At 62.9% G+C, this 21,791-nt stretch carries 12 protein-coding genes; 8 read left to right on the top strand and 4 right to left on the bottom strand.

Translation table 11 applies throughout. From position 1 onward, the window contains the following. Positions 1-121 precede the first annotated feature (121 nt). Positions 122-259 carry a hypothetical protein gene (locus tag AC1RMY_RS23650; RefSeq protein WP_492868844.1) on the bottom strand — a complete coding sequence of 46 codons (138 nt, stop codon included), beginning with the start codon at positions 257-259 and terminating at the stop codon, positions 122-124. On the opposite strand from AC1RMY_RS23650, the gene AC1RMY_RS23645 reads away from it, so the two are divergent. Next, the gene (locus AC1RMY_RS23645; RefSeq protein WP_492868842.1) at positions 195-4,604 is read left to right on the top strand and encodes a sialate O-acetylesterase; all 4,410 of its coding nucleotides are present in this window, start codon (positions 195-197) and stop codon (positions 4,602-4,604) included. The two genes, AC1RMY_RS23650 and AC1RMY_RS23645, sit on opposite strands and share 65 nt — an antisense overlap. 82 nt (positions 4,605-4,686) lie before the next feature. Here the strand turns inward: AC1RMY_RS23645 and AC1RMY_RS23640 are convergent, their stop codons facing one another. The 3 genes from AC1RMY_RS23640 to AC1RMY_RS23630 all read right to left on the bottom strand — a co-directional run bounded on the left by AC1RMY_RS23640 (position 4,687) and on the right by AC1RMY_RS23630 (position 10,030). Beyond that, on the bottom strand, positions 4,687-6,729 hold the full coding sequence (locus tag AC1RMY_RS23640; protein WP_492868759.1) for a pectate lyase: 2,043 nt from the start codon (positions 6,727-6,729) through the stop codon (positions 4,687-4,689). A 165-nt stretch (positions 6,730-6,894) separates the two neighbouring features. Continuing rightward, positions 6,895-8,193, bottom strand: coding sequence for an HlyD family type I secretion periplasmic adaptor subunit (locus AC1RMY_RS23635; RefSeq protein ID WP_492868757.1), 1,299 nt, complete (start codon positions 8,191-8,193; stop codon positions 6,895-6,897). Next, positions 8,186-10,030, bottom strand: a complete 1,845-nt coding sequence (locus tag AC1RMY_RS23630; RefSeq protein WP_492868755.1) for a type I secretion system permease/ATPase — start codon at positions 10,028-10,030, stop codon at positions 8,186-8,188. The genes AC1RMY_RS23635 and AC1RMY_RS23630 overlap by 8 nt, the downstream gene beginning before the upstream one ends. A gap of 395 nt (positions 10,031-10,425) precedes the next feature. Between AC1RMY_RS23630 and AC1RMY_RS23625 the strand changes: the two genes are divergently transcribed. The 7 genes from AC1RMY_RS23625 (at position 10,426) to AC1RMY_RS23595 (ending at position 21,548) form a co-directional block, all read left to right on the top strand. Continuing rightward, on the top strand, positions 10,426-11,745 hold the full coding sequence (locus AC1RMY_RS23625; RefSeq protein ID WP_492868753.1) for a polysaccharide biosynthesis/export family protein: 1,320 nt from the start codon (positions 10,426-10,428) through the stop codon (positions 11,743-11,745). Positions 11,746-11,848: 103 nt separating this feature from the next. Next, the gene (locus AC1RMY_RS23620) at positions 11,849-12,610 is read left to right on the top strand and encodes an ABC transporter permease (protein WP_492868752.1); all 762 of its coding nucleotides are present in this window, start codon (positions 11,849-11,851) and stop codon (positions 12,608-12,610) included. Then, entirely contained in the window at positions 12,607-13,296 is a 690-nt protein-coding gene (locus tag AC1RMY_RS23615; protein ID WP_492868750.1) for an ABC transporter ATP-binding protein, read from the top strand. Before AC1RMY_RS23620 ends, AC1RMY_RS23615 begins: the two co-directional genes overlap by 4 nt. After that, positions 13,293-14,651 (top strand): KpsE/RkpR family capsule polysaccharide export protein, encoded by a 1,359-nt coding sequence (locus AC1RMY_RS23610; RefSeq protein ID WP_492868748.1) that lies wholly within the window; start codon positions 13,293-13,295, stop codon positions 14,649-14,651. Before AC1RMY_RS23615 ends, AC1RMY_RS23610 begins: the two co-directional genes overlap by 4 nt. A gap of 638 nt (positions 14,652-15,289) precedes the next feature. Continuing rightward, the gene (locus AC1RMY_RS23605) at positions 15,290-18,394 is read left to right on the top strand and encodes an Ig-like domain-containing protein (RefSeq protein ID WP_492868746.1); all 3,105 of its coding nucleotides are present in this window, start codon (positions 15,290-15,292) and stop codon (positions 18,392-18,394) included. A gap of 74 nt (positions 18,395-18,468) precedes the next feature. After that, positions 18,469-20,205 (top strand): type I secretion system permease/ATPase, encoded by a 1,737-nt coding sequence (locus AC1RMY_RS23600; protein ID WP_492868744.1) that lies wholly within the window; start codon positions 18,469-18,471, stop codon positions 20,203-20,205. A 17-nt stretch (positions 20,206-20,222) separates the two neighbouring features. After that, positions 20,223-21,548, top strand: coding sequence for an HlyD family type I secretion periplasmic adaptor subunit (locus tag AC1RMY_RS23595; protein WP_492868742.1), 1,326 nt, complete (start codon positions 20,223-20,225; stop codon positions 21,546-21,548). Positions 21,549-21,791: the final 243 nt, after the last annotated feature.

Raw genomic sequence — 21,791 nt, 5'->3', positions numbered from 1 at the left:
ACGGAACGACTGGTTCGCTGACCTTCACCGGCGAGCAAGCCCGCGTTCTCGACAGCAATGGCAATGTCGTCATCGACTGGACCAGCGGTGGGTCGCTGAGCGGAATCCCCCAGGGCGACGGCTATACGCTGGAGGTGAAGAACGGCAGCTCGGTCACCTCGGAGGCGCTGGCCGTGGGCGCCGTGATCTTCGTGATGGGGCAGTCCAATATCCAGCGCTGGTTCGATGGATCGACGGCGGTTTCGAACACGCCGAGCACCTACGAGATGTCGTCGAGTGGTGCGATCAGCGCTGTCGATGGTGCTGCTTCCCGGTTGTTCGTCGCGGGCTACGCGGCGGAGGTGGGCGTGCCGGTCCTCATCGTCAATGCGGCTGAAGGTGGCACCGCGCTGACGAAAGCCGCCGACAAGGGCAATGGCTACTGGATGGATACGGCGCCGGGTTCGCTTTACGCGACGGCGCTTTCTCTACTGGAGAAGGTCGGCGGTTCGGCCGAGTTCGTGCTTTGGGGACAGGGCGAAACGGATGCTTCCGGCGGGGTCTCGACCTCGACCTATGCCAGCGCACTGACGACTTTCATGAACAGGGTTCTGACCGATTTCGACCCGAAATCGGTGCTGATTCAGGAGCTTGGCCCTCATGGCAACAATGACGATCAATATGACGACATCCGCGTTGCCCAGCATCAGGTCGCGAGCGCGATGGCCGATGTCGATATCGGGGCGCTTGCGACCGACCTCAATACGCTGGCGGATGGCATTCACCTGACCGGCGCATCCCGCGCGTTGGCGGCCGACCGCATGTTGGTATCGGCTCTCGCCGAGATCGGAATTGACATCTCACGCACGTTGCAGACCGGCCAGGACAACGCGGCATCCGCAGACACCCTCAACGGCACCAATGCACGCGACGAACTTGTCGGGCTTGCTGGCAATGACACGCTGAGCGGCGGCGGCGGCGACGACGTCGTCCTCGGAGGCGAAGGCGACGACGTCGTCCAGGGCGGCGACGGTCACGACATCCTGCGTGGCGATGCCGGCAACGACGTTGTCGACGGCGGCGCAGGCGACGATATCCTCTCGGGCGGCGGTGGCAACGATGCCCTGACCGGCGGCTCGGGAGATGACGAGATCTGGGCGGATGCGGGTGACGACGCGGTCACCGGCGGCGCCGGCGATGACTTCATAGATGCGGGAGCCGGCTACGACACGGCCCATTTCAGCGGTGCCTTCGCAGGCTACAGCGTCATCGTCTCCGGCGGCAGCATCACGGTACGTGACATCAATCCGGCCGACGGCGACGAGGGGACAGATACCCTTCAAGGGGTCGAACTGCTCCAGTTCAGCGACAGAACCTTCGATCCACTCGGCCCGGGCCTGCCACCACTCTTCGGCGCGAGCAGCGACTTCGCGGACTTCGCAACCATTACGAACGGTACCTATGCCCCGCTCTCGCTCTACTCGGCTCTCGGCGGCGACGACGAGGTCTACCTGCCCTTCGACGAGGCGGCTGCGTTGGCCGCCGGCTACGACAGCAGCGCGACCTTCGATGCGGGCGCGGGCGACGACATCGTCATCGGTGGATCGCTCGACGATCGGATCAAGGGTGGGGAGGGAGACGATATCATCAACGGCGGCGGTGGCTCCGACCGTCTGGAAGGCGGAAAGGGCAACGACACCTATTATGTCGACGTCACGTCCGTCTCGGGCTCGGGCGATGTCGTGGTCGAGAAGGCCAATGAAGGTATCGACACCGTCGTCAGCGGCGTGACCTTCACGCTCAAGAGCAATGTCGAGAATCTGACCCTGACCGGTGTTGCCGACATCAATGGCACCGGCAACGACATCGACAACGCCATCTATGGCAATTCCGGCGCGAACAAGCTGAGCGGCAAGGGAGGCACCGATCAGATCTACGGCGGAGCCGGTTACGATACGCTCATCGGTGGCGCCGGAAACGACTTTCTCGACGGCGGCACGGGGCTCGATATCGCGACGTTCTCGGGGACGATTGCAGACTACAGCATCACTGTTGTCGATGGCGTCGCGACAGTCAGCGATCTGCGCTCGTCCGCACCGGACGGCATTGATACGGTCCAGAACGTCGAAACGCTGAAGTTCTCGGATGGTCTGGTGTTCGTCACGGTGCCGCCGCCTGAGGGCGCGTTGTTCGGTGTCGGCGCCGACACCATCGACTTCGCGGACGTGGTCGCCGGGACCTATACCGAGGGGACCCAGTACTTCGGCTATGCCGGCAACGATCACGTGACCTTACCGACGGATGCAGCGGCTGCAGCCGCGGCCGGCTACAATCTGGCCGTGGCCTTCGATGCCGGAGAGGGCGACGACTATGTCCTCGGAAGTTCGGTCGCTGACTTGATCAGGGGCGGCGCAGGCGACGACATCCTCGATGGAGCGGCTGGCGCCGACCGCCTGGAAGGCGGTGCGGGCGACGACATCTACTATGTCGACACCGCCAGCGACCTCATCGTCGAGAAAGCTGGCGAGGGCAATGACACGGTCTTCTCGTCCGTCTCGCTGACGCTGAAGAGCAATATCGAGAACCTGACCCTGACCGGCGTGGCCGCGCTTACCGCAACCGGAAATGATCTCGGCAACGTCATCTTTGGCAATGACGGCGTCAACAAGATCAAGGGCAATGCCGGCGACGACTGGATCTATGGGGACGAGGGCGACGACATTGTCACCGGCGGCCTCGGGAACGAACATATCGACGGCGGCGCTGGCAAGGACACGGCCGTCTTCTCTGGCAAGATCGCCGACTATTCCATCACGACCGTCGGCGGCATAACCACGGTCGTCGACCTGCTCGCCTCGGACGGCGACGACGGCACCGATACGCTGCAGGGCGTCGAGATCCTGAAGTTCTCGGACAAATCCTATACGGTGCCGCCGCCCGCGGGGGCGAGCCCGCTATTTTCCCTTAACGCCGATACCGTCGACTTCAACGGCGTCACGGCAGCGAGCTATCTCGCAGGCAGCCAGTATGCGGGCCTGGGAGGAGACGACCATGTGACTTTGGCGGACACCCTCGCGGCTGCTGCTACGGCAGGGTATGATCCCACCGTCGCCTTCGATGCAGGCGATGGCAACGACACGGTGTTCGGCGGCGCGCTGGCTGACCTGATCAAGGGTGGCGCAGGCAACGATGTCCTCGACGGGGGCCTCGGCGCTGACCGGATGGATGGCGGCCTCGGCGACGATGTCTTTTACGTCGACGACGCCGGCGACATCGTAGCCGAAAAACTGGGTGAGGGCATCGACAGCGTCTTCGCCTCCGTCAGCCACACGCTGAAGAGCAATGTCGAGAACCTGACGCTGACCGGGACCGCCGCATTGACGGGCACCGGCAACGACCTGGACAACATCATCTATGGCAACACCGGGGCCAACAAGATCATCGCCAATGCCGGGAATGACTGGGTCTACACCGGCGACGGCGACGACACGATCACCGGCGGAGCGGGGAGCGATCACATCGATGGCGGCGCTGGCCAGGATATCGCGGTGTTCTCGGGAGCGATGAGCGGCTACGCCATCAGCACCGTCGATGGCGTCACCACGGTAACAGATACGTTGATATCCGATGGCGATGACGGCACGGACGTGCTGCAGGGCATCGAAACCCTGAAGTTCGCCGACCAGTCCTATGCCCTGCCTCCGCCCGTCGTCCTGAGCGCGCTCTTCTCGGAGAATGCCGACACGGTCGATTTCAACAGCGTCACGGCATCTGACTACTTGCCCGGCTCCCAATACGCCGGCCTCGGTGGCGAAGACCACGTGACCCTGGCCTCGACCCTGGAAGCGGCGGCCGCGGCCGGCTACGACACCACGATCGCCTTCGACGCCGGCGAAGGTAACGATACCCTGCTCGGTGGCGCCTTCGACGACCTGATGAAGGGCGGCGGCGGCAACGACACCCTGGATGGCGGCCTCGGTGCCGACAGGATGGATGGCGGAGCCGGCGACGACACCTTCTATGTGGACAATGTCGGCGACGTCGTAGCCGAAAAACTCGACGAGGGCATCGACAGCGTCTTCTCCTCAGTGAGCCTGACGCTGAAAAGCAATGTCGAGAACCTGACACTGACTGGGGCGGCGGTGGCCGACGGCACCGGTAACGACCTCGCCAACACCATCGTTGGCAACGAGGCCGCCAACATCATCAGCGGCCGCGATGGCAATGACGTCCTCTCCGGCGGCGGTGGTGCCGACCAGATCGATGGCGGCCTCGGCGCCGACATCATGACGGGCGGGGAGGGCAATGACCGCTTCATCTTCCGGACCGCCGCAGAAATCGGCGGCGTCGCCGGGCAGCCTTCCGACTTCATCACCGATTTCCAGAAGGGCAGTGACAAGATCGATCTGTCTCGTCTCGATGCCCTGCCGGAGACGGTGGCCAACGACGCCTTCACATTCGTCGGCACCGCCGCCCTGACGGCCGTCGGGCAAGTCCATTACGTGCAGGATGTGGCGGCCAACGTGACCTATATCGAAGCCATGATCACCAGCACGGACGGCCCGGATTTCCAACTCGTCGTTGCCGGTCTGCACAGCTTCACGACCACCGATATCGTGGTCTGAGCGGCCTGCCGAAAACGATCAATGCGCGCCGGTCAGGGCACGCATTGGTCAGGCGGCGACTGCGGCTGGCGGCGCGGCGGCGTCAGTAGACGACGAAGTCCCGCTGCGTCAGCGCGAGATGCATATCGAGCTGTGCGAACTGGACCGCTGCCGCCGCCCCTGTGCCGTCGGGATCGTAGTAGAGCGCTCCCGTATCCCGGTTGTAGATGATCCGATCGTCGGCATCATGCGCCGCCGTGCCCGTGAAGAAGGCGTTTGCACTGAGCGTGCCGGTCTTGCCGAGATTGGTGTAGACGGCATGGTCGAGGCGCATCGTGTCCTCGCCGGAAGTGAAATCGGTGATCTGATCCCTGTTCGAGGTGCTGTTCGGCAAGGTATCGAAGTGAAACCGGTCCTTCCCGGCACCACCGGTCAGGATGTCATTGCCGAGTCCGCCGAAGATGCGGTCATTGCCGACGTCGCCTTGCAGCTTGTCCGCGCCGGCCAGGCCATAGATCTTGTCGTTGCCACCCAGTCCGCTGACAGTTTCGTCTTTGACGGTGCCTATCAGCGTGTCGGCGCTGTTCGTGATCTTCAGGGCCGTTGGGCCGGGCGTCGTCGGCACGGTCGGATCGGTCGGGTTCTGCGGCGCCGGATCGTCATCGCCGGGAGCAGGATCGGGAACCGTCCCGCCGCTGCCGCCCGTAACCTTTTTCAGATAGTCCTGGAGCAGGGTCGTGTTCTCGTAGAATTCCTTGGCCGTGATATCGGTGCCGCTCTTCCAGTATCCGTCGCTGCTGAGATCGTCGATGATGCTGGCCGCGCTCTTCTGCAGGCTGGATTCCGTCTTCAGGGAGGTTTCGGAATCATAGAGGGGCTGATCGAGGGTCGTGTTCACGAAGAGCGGATATTTGGCCAGATAGGCGTCGCGGCCGAGAGACATGACGAGGTCATAATCGGCCTTTGCCTCGGCGACGTTGAAGTCGTCCTGCCAAGCGTAGTGATTTTTGTCAGATGCAGGAAATTTGCTGTAGTCGTAGACGATTGTTCCGTCGCGCTTGCCATAGATCGGGCGATCCGTGCCCAGTTCGTAGAAGCGGGAATACTCGTCGTTGCCGAGCTTGACCGAGTCGAGCCAGTCGAGCGCCGGCTTGATCGGCGCCAGATATTTGGGGTTGCCCGTGATCAGATAAGTCTCGAGCAAGGTCCGGATATTGTCCGCCGTGACCGCGCTGTCGATCGCTGCCGGCTCGAAGGAGCGGCCGGCAGCGGGTTTCAGGTTGCTGTCATATTGCGCCGCCCAACCAGCCTGACCATTGCTGGTGATCTGGGTCTTCAGGATGAAGTCCGCACCTTCCAGCGCCGTGACGAGGTAAGCCCGCTCGCCATATTGGGCGTAGGCCCTGAACATCGTGTCGATGGTGCCGTTCATGGCGCCGTCATTGAAGGTCAGCAGATACCGATAATCCGGCGCGCCGCTGCCATAGGATTGCTGCCATCCACCGCTCGCCGTCTGCGACGACACGACGAAATCAAGGCCGGCCTTGACCGCGCTGGTCAGCCAGGCCGCATCGACATGTTTGTCGAGATGCATGAGCGCATCGAGCGCGCCCTGGGTAACCATGTCGTCATAGGTGGTGTAGGGGCTGTTGGCGCTGCGGGCCGTGCCGTCCCCATCGCCGATATAGTTCCAGCCGCCACTGGCGAGCTGGGCATTCGCAAGGGCCTGACCGGCTTCCACGGCGTAGCCGAGAACCTTCGTATCCTTGGTCAATTCGTAGGTTCTGATCAGGCTGTCGGTGATGGCCGGCGTGCCCGGCGGTTGAACCCAAATCTGATCTTCAGCGAGGCTCTGCGACGACGACTCACCGTATTGCTTGCCGTTGCTCTTGTAGATGCCAGCGTATCCGCCGGTTTCTGTAAGTTTATGGAAAGCTTCGGCGCTCTGAGTCAGCGCTTGCGCGACTTCCAAAGCAAATCCTGACAGAGCAGGAGCTCCAGTTGATGTTGCCATGATTAGTCCTCGTTGAGTGGGAAGCACGCTCGTGCTTTCAGCCACGCATTTCGGAGAGGCTACCCGAAACGCAAAAATGGAACGCACTTGAAAGGCGGTTAAAGGGGTGCGCGGATCGGCGTGCTCCGTCAACCAAAATATCGCGCAATTTTGCTTATTATTTAGTCAAATATCGCGAATTGGCTGCAATATCGAGACTTTTCTGTAGGGTTGCCGTTGTCGCGCTTGCCGCAACCAAGGAGTCTGATCGGTCGATCTGCTGGTCGCTTTCCCTCGATCCCGAACGCTGATTCGGGGTCACCGCTCGCGGAAGGCACGCATGATCTGGTCGGACATCGGCTTGGTCAGGAATGAGATGACCGTCCGCTGGTCCGTCGTGATGAAGGCTTCGACGGGCATGCCGGGAACGAGCCGAACGCCTGTCAATCTGGCAACCTCCGTTTTTGGCAGCGAGAGCCTGACGGTGTAGAAGCTCCGGCCGCTCTGCCGATCGAACTCTGCGTCGGCGCCGACGCGCGTGACCTCCGCATGGAGTTCGGGGGTGGTGCGCTGGTTGAGAGCCGAGAGGCGCAGGAGCGCCCGCTGCCCGACGCGCAGCTGGTCGATGTCGCGCGGGGCGACCTTGGTTTCGACGGCCAGGGCTTCATTGGAAGGGACGATCAGCATCGCGGGCTCGCCCGCGGCCACGACCTCGCCCCGGGTGTGGATCGAGAGTTGGTAGACGATGCCGTCCTGCGGGGCCCGTAGATCGGATCGATTCAGCTGATCGACGGCTGTGACCTTGCGTTCCGTCGCCTCCGCGATCTTGACCTGGATGTCCCGCAATTCATTCGATGCCTCCTTGCGCAGATCCTGGTCGACCTGCAGAATCTGCAGCTCGGTTTCGATGATCTTGCCTTTCGTCGATGCGATGTTGGCGACGAGTTGCCCGCTTTCGCCCAAGATGCGTGTGGCATCGCGCTCGAGCGCGGTCACGCGCGCGACCGGAACCAGCTTCTTGCGCCAGAGTTCGCGCAGACCGGTGAGCTCTTCGAGAATGAAATCGCGCTCCTGCCGCTTGGCCTCGACCTGTTCTTCGAGCCCGCGGATCTGTTCGCGGGCCTGGCTGATCCTCTGCTCCAATTGCGAGATCTGCCCGGCCCTTGCCTTGCGCCGGAAGGACCATAACTGGCGCTCGCCTTCCATCAGGCGAGTCATCTCGTCGTTCATATTGGCGGGCTCTATGATGTCGCCGCGGCCGTCGCGCTCCGCCTCGAGCCGGCTCTGCCGGACCAGCAGTTCGTTCAGCGTGCCATCGACGATCGCGAGATTGGCACGCGTCACTGTATCGCTGAGCTTGACGACGATGTCGCCCGCCTTGACGAAAGATCCTTCCGAGACGAGCAGTTCGCTGACGACGCCGCCGTATTGATGCTGGACCTTCTTGACGTTGGTCTCGACCACGATCTGCCCGTTTCCGATCACGGCTCCCGAGATTTCGGTAGCGAAGGCCCAGCCGCCGACGCCGAGGACGAGCAGCAGCGAGAGCGCGATACCGTAGCGTTGATGCTCGCGGATCGAGAGCAGGGTGTCCTGGCCTTGTCTGTGATCACGCACGGGTCCCGTCCTTGGTTCCGTCCTGACCCATCGCAGCGAGCGGGAGCGATGGTGGTTTGGCATTGTTCTTCATGAGGTGCCGCAGTACCGAATCCTTGTCGCCGTAGAGGTGGACCGTGCCCGCGTTCATGATCATCACAAGGTTGACGTGAGCGAGCATGCTCGCGCCGTGAGCGATCACGATGCCGATTCCGTTGCGAGCACGAATGCCGGCGAGGGCCGCATTCAGCGCCTCTTCGCCTTCCGCGTCCAGGCTGGCGTTTGGTTCGTCCAGAACGACGAGGAAGGGCTCGCGGAACAATGCACGCGCGAGCGCGATGCGTTGGCGCTGCCCGCCTGACAGTTCCGCGCCATCCTCGCCGATCTGTGAATCGTAGCCGGCGGGCAGCCGTGTGATCAGTTCATGCACGCCCGCTGACTTCGCCGCCGCGATGACTTCGGCCGAAGTGAAGCTGGGGTCGAAGCGTGCTATGTTCTGGGCAACCGTTCCCGCGAAGAGCTCGACATCCTGGGGCAGATAGCCGACATGGGCGCCAAGCGCCTCGGGCGAGAACTGGTCGAGCGCGGCGCCGTCGAGGCGCACCGCGCCGCGGACAGGCGGCCAGATTCCCACCAGGCCGCGGGCGAGCGACGATTTTCCGCTGCCACTGCGCCCGATGATGGCGAGGATGTCGCCGGGCCCGAGCTTGAAAGTCACATCCCGAACCAGCACCCGCTGGCCGTGGGGCACGGCAAGCGACAGGTTCTCCACGTCGAAATTCTGATAGGGCGGCGGCAGGGCGGTCTTGTCTTGGGGCTGTGCCAGCAGCAGCGCCCTCGAAAGGCGATGGTAGCTCTGCCGCGCCTTCACGAAGGATTTCCAGTGCGCGATGACCTGCTCGATGGGCGCCAGGGCGCGGGACACGACGATTGAACTCGCGATCATGACGCCAGGCGTGGCCTGGTCGATCACCACGAGATAGGCGCATAGCCCCAGGGTGAAGGATTGCAACCCCATGCGAATGACCCGCGATATTGCCGCCATGCCGAGTGCGATGTCCGAGGCCGTGTTGTTGGCGGCGAGGTAGCGCCGGTTGGCAGCCTCCCAACGCGCCGACATGCGCTGCGCCATGCCCATCGCGATCAGAACCTCGACATTGCGTCGGCTCGCGTCGCCGATCGCGTTCCTGGCGATGAGATGCCCCGTCGCCAACCCCATAGGCGCGCGCGTTCCCCACTCGGTGACCAGCGTCATCGTGAGGAGAGCGACTGCGCCCGCGACGGCGGCCAAGCCCACCCAGGGATGGAAAAGGAAACAGATGGCGACATAGAACACCACCCAGGGCAAATCGAACAACGCGCCAAGAGCACCGCCGGAAATAAAGCCCCGGATCTGGTCGAGGTCGACGGCCGGCTGCGAGGCGCTGCCCTCCCTCGTTCTGAGAGCCAGCATGATCGACGTATCGAAGACATTGCTGCACAGCCGCTCGTCGAGCGCGGTGCCAATGCGCACCATGATCCGGGTCCGCAGCAGGTCCAATGCAGCCTGAAAAATATAGAGCATCAGAGCGAGCGCGCCGAGCCCCAGCAGGGTGGGGATACTCCGGCTCGGCAGCACCCGATCATAGACTTCAAGCATGAAAAAGGGGCCGGTCAGATAGAGCAGATTGATCAGGCCGCTCATCAACGCGATCGTCACGACAGCGCTCCTGAACGGCCTGAGCACGGCGGCGAGGCCCTTGTCGTCTGACGGGTCGGGCGGTCCGTCCGTCAGGATTCGGGCGGACTGCGGTCGCAGCCAGCGAGCCAGGGCCTGCCTCCCGCCTCTAGCGATCGCGCTCGAGCGCTCGAAAGCCATGTGCGAGAAGGAGCGGCCGCGCGATAGGGCGGTTCCGAGCGCCCGCCGGGATCGCGCTCGCCAGTATCGCCATCGGCTTTCGAGCATCACATCCGTCTTGCCTGCGTTTCGGCGCCAAATCATGAAATTACATGGCTTCTCCCGGACTCGGACCAGCGTCCTTTGTCGGAAGGCGTAACCGCCCTGTTACGCCATTCGGACGTATTGAACATGTCGGCAGAGCGCTGCAGGCTGAACTCCAGTAATCCATGTTGCGTGAGACGCGGATCTTGTTCCGTGGGCGGTTTATCTGTGGGTTCTGTGGTTATTTTGTCTTGTTCACTATTGGTCGACGTTCAATTTTCCCTGGCGCATGAATCATGAGGATGTCGATGCGCTTCTGTAAGAATATCTTGATGATGAAGCCCCTCGGCGGAAGCGCTTTGCTTGTGGCGGGCATCATATCGATGTTCCCCGGGGAGGGGCGCGCTGACCAGGCCGATGTCTATCTTCTGGGCACGCTCGACAAGGTGCGCGTCACCATCTCCGATATAACGATCGCCGCCAACACGAGGGAAGGTGGTCTGCGGCCACAGGTCGACGGCGTCTTCGCAATTGGCGCGGACGGAACAGTTCCGCTTCCCTTCATCGGGCCCGTCAAGGCCGTGGGAAGGAGCCCGGGCGCTCTGGCCGACGCGATCAGTGAGCAATTCCGGGCGCGGCTCGGCATAATCGATAACCCCAGCACCTCGGTGGAGATCACTGAATACCGCCCGTTCTACATCGTCGGTCTGGTGAATCAGCCCGGAAGCCATCAATATCGACCCGGAATGACCGTGTTGCATGCCATCGGCATCGCCGGCGGGCTGTTGCGGCCGCAGGACAGCGGTGCAATGCGGCTCGAACGGGACATCATCTCGGCGAAGGGGGATGTCCGGAGCTATGACGCGGCGCGGCTCAGCCTCCTCGTCACGATCGCGCGCTTGCAGGCGGAGGTCGCTGGAGAGGCCGCGATCACGATCTCTGGCGAGCTCAAGGGCAGAGTCGATGTGCCGGCGGCGGAGGCCGCATTGCGCGATGAACAGGCGTTATTGACCAACAGGCAGGCCTCGCTCAGGGATCGTCTGGCGGAGCAGACGCAGCTCAAGGAACTCGGCCAGAAGCGCCTTTTGGCTCTGAAGGCAGAGGAGGAGGCGCAATTGCGCCTGCTGAGCCTGCTGAGGGCCGAGGTTGGCGACCAGAAGCAGTTCGTGGCTCGCGGCATTTCGACGGCGCAGCGCACCACCACGATGGAAGCGCGGTTGGCTGAAGCCGAGGCTCGCCGGCGTCAGGTCGAAGGCGATGCTTTTGCCGTGTCGCAAGAGATTCTCAAAGCCGAGTATGCGATCGAGATGCTGCGGAACACGCGGCGCGACGAGGTCCTCAAGGAGCTCAAGGAGGTGCAGGCCAAACTCGAAGAGGTCGAGCATAAGGCGCTGACAGCCAAGCAACTCTCGTGGGACGGCAATCTCAGCATCGGCGCCGCGGCAACGGAGACGCCGGTCGCCTATTCGATCTTCCGGCCCGCCGGCGATGGTATGCGCGAAATCGCCGCTACTGAAGTGTCGGTCGTCCGCCCCGGAGATGTCGTCAAGGTCGGAAGGACGGAAGTCTCGTCCGCTCGCGCCACATTCGCGGAAACGCCACGGCCGGCTCGGCGCGAGTCGGCAGAAGCGCAAACGGTACCACGCATGTGATGGGGGCACGCGGGCCCCGGAAGAAGCGCATCGAGCATCGGCGATAATGAGGTCCAACGGGTAAACTATGGCGCGATCGGAAATTCTCTCGTTCGGTTCTGCGTTGACGACGCAACTCGACACAATTGGCGCCCTGGTGCTGCGCGAGACCCACGTCCGTTTCGGACGGACGAGACTCGGCTATCTCTGGCTTCTGATCGAACCGATCGCCCACATTGTCGTCCTGACGGTGATCTATTTCATGCTCAATCGCCGGGCTCCGCTGGGCGGGAGCATGCCGCTGTTTCTCCTGACCGGTCTGCTGCCCTATTTCCTCTGGAACAAGGTCGCGCGCAGGCTGTCGACGACCTTCACTTCGGACCGTGCGCTGCTGCACTTGCCGGTTATCACGGGTTTGGATCTGCTGATTGCTCGCAGCCTTCTGGAAGGCGTGACATGGCTGCTGGTGGCCTGCGCCATGATCTCGCTCCTGGTCGTCACGGGCCACGGGCATTGGCCGACACATTTTCCGTCGCTCGCAGGCGTCGTGGGTATCACATTCATGCTGAGTTTCGGAGTTGGAACGATCAATGCCGTTCTTGGAAAGATGTTCTCCTCTTGGCAGAACATATTCGATATCGCGATCAGGCCATTATACATTTGTTCCGGGATTTTTTATCTCGTTGATCAACTGCCTGCTGTCATTAAAAGCATACTGATCTGGAATCCGATCGTTCATGCGATCGAGTGGTTTCGCTATTCTTTCTATCCGACCTATACCAGCGCGACCATGGATCAGGCCTATCTGGTCCGGTTTTCCGTCATCGTCTTCCTGGCGGCACTTCTGATCGAGCGCCTGACTCTGCGGAGGGTTTCAAGCGAATGATCGTTTTTGAGAATGTTTCGAAGAGTTTTCGCACGGCGCACGGTCTCAAGGTGATACTCGACGACTTCGACTGCGAATTGTCGACCGACAGGAACATCGGAATCCTCGGGCGCAATGGCTCGGGAAAATCCACCTTGATCCGCATGATATCGGGCTCGCAACGCCCCGATAGCGGGCGCATCTACAGCGATGTCCGGCTTTCCTTTCCGGTCGGCCATACCGCCGCATTGAGCCCGATGATGACGGGCAGGGAGAATGCGCGCTTCATCGCGCGCGTCTATCGCGAGGATCATCACCGCGTGGCCCGGTTCGTCCATGAGTTCTCGGAGCTGGGCGACGATTTCGACGAGCCGTTGCGCACCTACTCCAACGGCATGCGCGCGCGGCTGGGCTTCGCCATCTGCATGGCCATCGATTTCGACGTCTACCTGATCGATGAGATCACCTCGGTCGGCGATCTTGAATTCAAGCGGAAATGCATCCGCTTCTTCGCCCAGCGGCGCAAGAGCTCGACGGTCGTCATGGTCTCGCAGAACTACAAGACCATCCGGCAGCTTTGCGAAGACGTCGCGCTGCTGGCGGATGGCGGCATTCAGATGATCCAGCAGCCCCCCCTGCCGATTGCGCTGGGCCCGGGCGAGGGAGACGCGAGCGACGTGCTCGCCGAACAAGGAGAGTTCGCATGAGCAGTGTGCCTACGGCAGTCGGGCTGGGTGTCTCGCCCCTGCGCAGTGTTCTGAAGCAGCGCTCGGACAATGCCGCGGCCATGCCAGCGGCCGATGCGCGGCGGACCGCCGGCCAGGATGCCTTGCTGCGTGACGACACGGTCGCGCGTGAACAGGATCTGAAGCCGATCACCTCTCCCGGCGGACGCGGCGCGCTCGATGTCACCGATGACGGCTCCGGCATCGATTTGCTGAGGCCGCGCTTCACCTCCAAGCGCCGCAGGCCACGCCGGGGTCTGTGGGCATCGTTCCTTCTGCTCGTGGTGGCGCCCACTTTGGCGGCCGCGATCTACTATGCCGGCTTTGCCGCGAACCAGTATGTATCGTCGGCAAAATTCTCCTTCCGCGCTGCTGACCAAGGTACGGGTGGCGACATGCAGGGTTTGCGTGATGCGCCCAGTTCACCTGCTGCAATCGCCGCCTCCTTTGTCGTGGTCGACTATCTGACGACGCGCCAATTCGTCGACGAAGCCGAGAAGACGGTTGGGCTTCGTGCCATGTTTTCGAACCCTGCCGCTGATTTCTGGACGAGGCTGGAGGCGAATATTCCGATAGAGCGCTTGGTGACCTACTGGCGCAGCATGATCAGCGCCAGCTACGATCTCTCGACCGGCATACTCAGTGTTTCCGTGCGGTCCTTTACGCCGGAAGACAGCCTGCGGTTGGCGAGCGCCGTGGTCGATGGGGCCGAGCGGACGGCCAATCAGCTGACGCAGCAATCCCGCCAGGACATGCTGGCATCGGCTGAACGGCAGTTGGAGCGGGCTGAAACACGCTTGAAGGAAGCGCAGGCGAACATCGCCGCGTTCCGCAAGAGCAACGGCGCCTCCGACCCCAGCAAGCTTGCCGCTAGCAATGCCGATCAGTTGGCGAGGGCTCGCAGCGAGTTATCTGCGATGAAGACCGAGTTCTCCTATCTCTCGACGATGATGACGCTCACGGCGCCTCCGATCCGCCTTCTCGCCGCCAAGCTGAAAGCGAAGGAAGATCAGGTCGCGGAACTGGCGGAAGTTGGGGCTAACGTCAGCTCTTCCAGCGCGAATGTCGGCGCCGCGATCGGGCGCTTCGAAGCCCTCGAATCCGATAGGGCTCTGGCCGAGAAGAACTATGCCGCCGCCATGGACAATCTGCAGCGGGCGAGGACATCGGCGGATCGCCAGCAGATCTATCTGTCGGCCTATGCCAAGCCGGCCCTGGCGGAATCATCGCAATACCCCAATCGCCTGGCGTCGATCGGGCTGGTGGCCGGCGTTGCGCTGATGGGTTGGCTGCTGACCGTCCTTCTTGTCCTCGGGGTGCGCGATCACATGCGGTGAGCAGGCACCGCTTTGGAGAGCGGCCTTGGTCCACCTTGTCGGGAAGTCGTGGCGCTTCCCTTGATCAGAATTGCTTCCTGCGGAGCTGAACCGCCCAATGCAGGTGCAACCTGGAAACCGGCGACGGCTGCTGCGGTAGACCAGCGGTCACGCTTGAATCTGCTGGCTCGGGGCGCGGCGCTGAAACGCGCTACATCTGGTTCGGCGCGATCCGGCGCGCCTCCAGATGCGCGAGCCGGGTCGCGCCGCCCGCAGTCCCTTCAGCCGAACCCGGCATACGCCTTACGGATTATTGCTTGCTGAAAGCCGTAACGGGGTACGACTTATGTGCGCGTATTCTATAAATCAGCCTTGGGTAAGTTAGCACGCTCTGCCTGAATTGAGTGTTGAGTTGCGTAAAAACTCGATCCATAGAAATCCTGGACAGTGCGATGGCGAACTTTCTTTCCGGAAAAGGGCTTTCAATACCCGGGGACTACACGATTCTAGAGCACGATGACGACATCGATCAAGGCAGTATTGATTCTCAGATCTCGATTCGAAGCAGAGATGTTCAGCAAGGCGCCCAGGCAGCCAGTCTTGCGAACAATGCAACGGCCATCGCGCAGGATGCGACAGGCAATCCGTACATCGACGGCATGCTTATCGGACTCAAATGGGACGGCGATGTCACCTTCAGTTTCCCGCAACTTCCGAGCCAGTATCCGGACGATTACGGCGCCGAGCCCTCGAACCAGTTCGCGCCGATCAGCTTTGCCCAGCAGGAAGTCGTCCGAGCGGCGCTGACAGGCACGACGGTCGGTGGCGCGGTGGGGATACTGACTTACAATTCCGTATCCGCTTTCACCAACCTCGATATCTCCGAAGCCAATGGGCCGGGCGCGGGTCTCGATGGGACCGGAGACATTCGTCTTGCCGAATCCGATCGACCTTTTACCGCTTATGCGTCTTATCCCGGTGAGGGCAGGGGAGGAGATATCTGGTTCGGCATCGCCTATGCCGGGTCGTTCTACGATTATCGGGTTCCGGTCCTCGGCAACTACGCCTATCAGACGGCGGTGCACGAGCTGGGGCACGCGCTCGGCCTCAAGCATAGCCAGGAGGGCGGCGGCCCGGGAAACACGGCGATACCGGCCGACCGGGACGCCATCGAATTCTCGACGATGGCCTACCGTTCCTTCATCGGCGGCGACATCAACGGATACAGCTACGAGCCCTGGGGGGCGCCGCAAGGGTTCATGATGCTCGACATCGCGGCCTTGCAGACCATGTATGGCGCCAACTACAGCTCGCATGCGGGCGACACCACCTACCGCTGGGACGCGACCACCGGCGAGATGTCACTGCGGGAAGGCGCCGCCGGCAGCTTCATCGGCCAGGGTCGTCCCGGCGACAACCGGGTCTTTCTGACGACCTGGGATGGCGGCGGCAACGACACCTACGACATGTCGAACTATGCGACCGGGGTGTCGATCGACCTTCGCCCCGGGCAGTGGAGCATCACCTCCGACAGCCAGCGAGCTCATCTCGGCTATGCCTACGATGAACAGAGCGGCACGTATGAGGAGGTCCTCGCCCAGGGCACCGTCTATAATGCGTATCTGTTCGAGGACAATCCCGCATCGCTGATCGAGAACGCGATCGGCGGCGCCGGTGTCGACACCATCGTCGGCAACCAGGCCGACAACGTTCTGGTCGGCAATGGCGGCAGCGACACTCTCGCCGGTGGCGAGGGCCGCGACATCTTCCGCGACAGCGCCGCCGACCATGACGGGGATACCATCACCGATCTCAGCAGCTTCGACATCATCGACGTCACCGATGCGATCGGAGCTGTCTTCGACCTGCTCTATGACGGAACCTATCTGTCGTTCCGGCTCGCTGCAGGAGCGCTCCGCGTCTACACGATCACGGTGCTGGGCTACGCCATCGGCGACGAGGTCTTCCAGCGCGCCGACACCGTCGACGGCGGTGTCGAGATCTACTTCTCTCCGGGCCTGCCGACGGAGACGCCGACCATCGCGCTGGCACCGGCTTCCGATACCGGCGTCTCGAGCAGCGACGGCATCACCAGGCTCACGACGGTGACGCTGACGGGCCGGGCTGCGGCCGGGAGCACCGTCGGCATCTTCGAAGATATCGACAATGACGGGGTGCAGGATTCAAACGAGTCGACTTTCGGCAGCATCCTCGTCGGCGCGACGGCAACAGGCTACAGCCTGGAAGTGGGTCTGTCCGAAGGCGAGCACAGGCTGCGTGCCTATCAGACCGATGCCAGCGGGGTGCGCTCGCCCGTGTCGGCGGCTGCGCACATCTTGGTGGACAGAACTGCGCCGCATCCGACGGTGTCGATGAACGATACGCAGCTGACGGCCGGAGAAACGGCGATCGTCACCTTCCAGTTCGACGAGGCCGTCTCGGGCTTCGGCTTCAACGATATCGGCGTCAGTCACGGCACATTGAGTAACTTCAGTGCGGTCGACGGCGACACCTACACCGCGCTCTTCACTCCCGAGGCGAATTTTGCCGGGACGGGCGGCGTCAGCGTCGGCCAGGGGCTCTACAGCGACCTTGCCGGCAATCTCGGTGTCGACGGCGTCGTCAGGCTCCCGATCGACACGACCTCGCATGATCCGGTGCTGACCGGCACGTCGGGCAAGGACGTGCTCAAGGGGACGTCGGGCGACGACATCCTGGATGGCAAGGGAAATGCCGACAAGATGTACGGCTATGCCGGCAACGACACCTATGTCGTCGACAACAAGAAGGATGTCGTCGTCGAACAGCCGGACGAGGGCATCGACACGGTGCGCTCCACCGTCGACTACGTGCTCGGCGACAATGTCGAAAAGCTGATCCTGTTCGACCGCGACACAATCAACGGCACCGGCAACGCGCTGAACAATACGCTGACCGGTACGAGCGGCAAGAACATCCTCGATGGCGGGCTCGGCGACGACAAGCTCATCGGCGGGGACAACAACGACACCTATATCGTCGACAGCTATGGCGACGAAATCGTCGAGTTCGAGGATGGCGGCTCGGCCGATCTCGTCAAGACGAACCTCTCGGCCTATCGGCTCGGCGACTATGTCGAGCACCTGACCTATACCGGCGCGGGCGATTTCTTCGGCGGTGGAAACGAGCTCGACAACATCATCACCGGCGGGGTCGGCAACGACCGGCTCGACGGTGAAGAGGGCGGCGACAAGATGGCCGGCGGCAAGGGTGACGACACCTATGTCGTCGATTCCAAGAAGGATGTCGTCACCGAGGCTTCCAATGCCGGCACCGACACGGTCGAGACCAGCCTGTCGAAATACACGCTCGGCAAGAATGTCGAGCAGCTGATCTTCATCGGCGAGAGCGATTTCAAGGGCACCGGCAATACCGGCGTCAATACCTTGCTGGGTGGCTCCGGTGACGACGAGCTCGACGGCAAGGAAGGCGCCGATACGCTGGTCGGAGGCGATGGCGACGATGTTTTCGTCTTCCATTTCGGCGAGGCGAATGGCGACCGCATCATAGACTTTACCAATGCGGGACCGAAGTTGGGCGATCAGCTCGAATTCGTCGGCTATGGCGCGGGAACGCTGTCGCGGGTGGGAAATACCGACTTCTACCTGATCACGCCCGATGCGAAGCACGGCGGCGGCGCCAAGGCGGAGACGATCCAGATCAGTGGCGTGTTCGATCTCGAGCTGCAGCAGGGAGCTGGCCATAACGACTATGCCTTCGTTTGACCTGTCGCGGCAGCGAGGCCGGGTCGCCGCATGAGACCAGGGGCGCTGCGATGCCTAGTTTGGGAAGCGTGTGAATGAGTGATCCGTTTCAGGTGGGAGGCCGCTCGCCCGAGGTCGGCGCAGCGTTGCGGTCATGCGCGGGGTGGCTCGGCGGCGTTGCCCTGTTCTCGGGGCTGGTGAACATCCTGTATCTGACCGGCTCGCTATACATGCTGCAGGTCTACGACCGCGTTCTGACGAGCCGTTCCGTTTCGACGCTGGTCGCCCTGTCCCTCATCGTTCTGGCTGCATTCCTGTTGCAAGGCACGCTCGATGGATTGCGGACGCGCATGCTCGCGCGCATCGGAGCGCGCTTCGACGAGACGCTCGCTCCGCGCGTCTTCCAGATCGTTGCGGACCTGCCCCTGAAGGGCGTGCGCGGCGCGCAGGTCGTGGCGCCCGTACGGGACCTCGACCAGGTTCGGGGCTTTCTGTCGGGTCCGGGGCCGACTGCGCTCTTCGACATGCCGTTCATGCCGATTTTCCTCTGCGTCACCTTCTTGCTCCATCCGTGGCTGGGCTGGCTGACCGCCGGCGGCGCGATCGTTATCGTCGGGCTCACCCTGCTGACCGAGTGGCGAAGCAGGCAGCCGGCCCGCGCTCTCGCTGAAATCGGAACGCGGCGGCAAAATCTCGTCGAGGCGATACGGCGCAATGCGGAATCCGTCGCGGCGCTGGGCATGCGTACCTCGTTCCAGGCTCATTATGCCGGGCTCAGCGAGCGCCATGTCGCCGAGACCTTGCGGGCCAGCAACGTCGTCAGCGGTCTCGGTGCCTTCGCGAAGGTTTTCCGCATGATCCTGCAGTCCGCGTCGCTTGGGCTTGGTGCTTTCCTTGCCATTCGCGGTGAGATCTCGGCGGGCTCGATCATCGCCGCGTCGATCCTCACCTCACGAGCCTTGGCGCCCGTCGAAACCGCCGTGTCGCATTGGAAGAGCTTCACAGCCGCCCGGCACGGCTATCGCCGGCTGGAACGCAGCCTGATGCTGGTTCCTCCTCCCGAGGCTCATCTGCCGCTCCCGGCGCCGACCCGGTCTTTGACGGCCGACGACATCTTCGTTGCTCCCCCCGGCTGGCCGAAACCCATCCTGACCGGCATCGCCTTTCGACTGACGGCAGGCGACGCCGTCGGGATCATCGGTCCCACCGGGTCGGGCAAGTCGTCCTTGGCGCGCGCGCTTGTCGGCGTCTGGCCGACACTGAAGGGCAGCGTACGGCTGGACGGGGCGGCGTTGGAGCATTGGGGCGAGCAGCTTGGCCGCCATGTCGGCTACCTCCCGCAAGACGTCGAGTTGTTCGACGGTACCGTTGCGGAAAACATCTCCCGCTTCGTGGTCGGGCCAGATCCAGCCGTGATCATCGCCGCGGCTCGCGCCGCGGCGGCCCACGAGATGATCCTCGCACTGCCCCAGGGTTACGACACCCGCATCGGCGAGGCCGGCGCAGCCTTGTCGGGCGGCCAGCGCCAACGCCTGGCTCTGGCCCGGGCGCTCTATGGCGACCCGTTCATGGTCGTTCTCGACGAGCCCAACGCCAATCTCGACAGTGATGGCGACGAGGCGCTGAACGCGGCGATCCAATCGGTCCGCGCACGCGGCGGCGTGGCGGCCATCGTCACGCACCGGCCCTCCGGCCTGGCGGCGGTCAATCTCGTCATGGTCATGAAAGAGGGCCGGATCGCCTCACTGGGCCCGCGCGACGTGGTGTTGAAGAATGCAATCCAGCGCGTGCCGTCGGGAGGCTCTCGCCCTGCACGCGCGATCTCGACATGAGCGCGACATATCCGCCCATGTCTGATTCTGTGGGCGCTCTGCCCAAAGGGCAGGATCACCGACGCTCGCTGCGCCGGCAATTTCTGTCGGGGCTTGCCGTCCTGGTAGCATTTGCCTGCACGCTCGGAATCTGGTCGACGACGACGACCTTGCAGGGCGCAGTTGCGACAGCCGGCCAGTTCGTCGTTGCCAGCGACGTCAAGAAGATCCAGCATCCCACCGGCGGGGTCGTTGGGGAACTGCTCGTGCGCGAGGGCCAGCGGGTTATGGCGGGGGATGTCCTGCTGCGCCTCGACGATACCGTTGCACGCGCAAACTTTCAGATCGTCTCCAAACAGCTCGACGAGTTCGCGGTCCGGACGCTGCGGCTCGAGGCCGAGCGCGATGAAGGCGAGGGGCTGGTTCTCACGCCTGAGATCGCCTCACGCCTCACCGACCCGGAGATCGGGAGGCTCGTTGCAGCCGAAAGGCGGCTGTTCGAGATGCGCCGCGCCGCGCGAGACGGGCAGAGGGCGCAGCTGCGCAAACGCATCGCCCAGTTGCGTGACGAGGTCATCGGTCTAAGGGCGCAGCAGGCGGCCAAGGAGCGCGAGGCGGCGATCATCACGGTCGAACTCCTGGGCGTCGAGGATCTCTACAGACGCAACCTGATCCAGCTCACCCGCCTGAGTACGCTCCAGCGCGATCAGGCCAGCATCGAGGGCCAGCGGGGGCAATTGGCCGCGAGCATCGCTCAGAATGAAGGCAAGGTCGCCGAGATCGAGCTGCAGACGATTCAGATCGACGAGGACAGGCGGGCCGAGGCGATGAGGGAGCTGCGCGATATTCAGGGCCGCGAAGGCGAACTCGTCGAAAGGCGCACGGCGGCACAGGATCAGCTCAGGCGCATTGACCTGCGCGCGCCGAGCCAGGGGACCGTCCATCAACTCGCGATGCATACCGTCGGCGGCGTGCTGCAGGCCGGCGAGGCCGCCATGCTGATCGTGCCTGGCGAGGAGGCTCTTCAATTGGATGCCAAGGTCGCTCCGAGCGATATCGACCAGATCAGCTTCGGCCAGACCGTGCGCGTGAAGATACAGGCCGGCAACCAGTCGACCAATCCCGAGCTCGCCGGAACGGTTTCGCGGATCAGTGCCGATGCAACCTATGACGACCGCCGCGGGTTGTCCTATTACACCGTCCGCGTCGACCTTCCGCTTGGCGAGCTCGACCGCCTGGCGCCGCTCAAGGTGATTGCCGGCATGCAGGCGGAAGCCTTCATCGAGACCGTGCCGCGCAGCCCGATGGGCTTCCTGATGAAGCCGATCCTTGTGCAGATCGATCGCACCTTCAGGGAGCGCTGACGAACACCGCGGCAGCGAGACCCGCGCAGAGCAGCGGCAGATCGGTCGCAATCGCGCTGGCGACGAGAGGGCTGCCGGCGCCACCACGCCGAGGCATCAGGCCTTGAAGATGGTTTCGGCGGCAAGGCCGTTTCGGGCGCATGCGTTTCGGGTGTCGACGACGAGTTTGGCATTGCGGACGATGAGGCCGTAATCGACGTCGTCATGGTCTGTCGCGATCAGCACGGCGTCGAATCCGGCGAG

The organism is Allobosea sp. GW822-FHT03F07, assembly GCF_058801345.1.
Note: the sequence above shows the minus strand (reverse complement) of the source record. Positions and strands in the feature narration are given on the sequence as shown.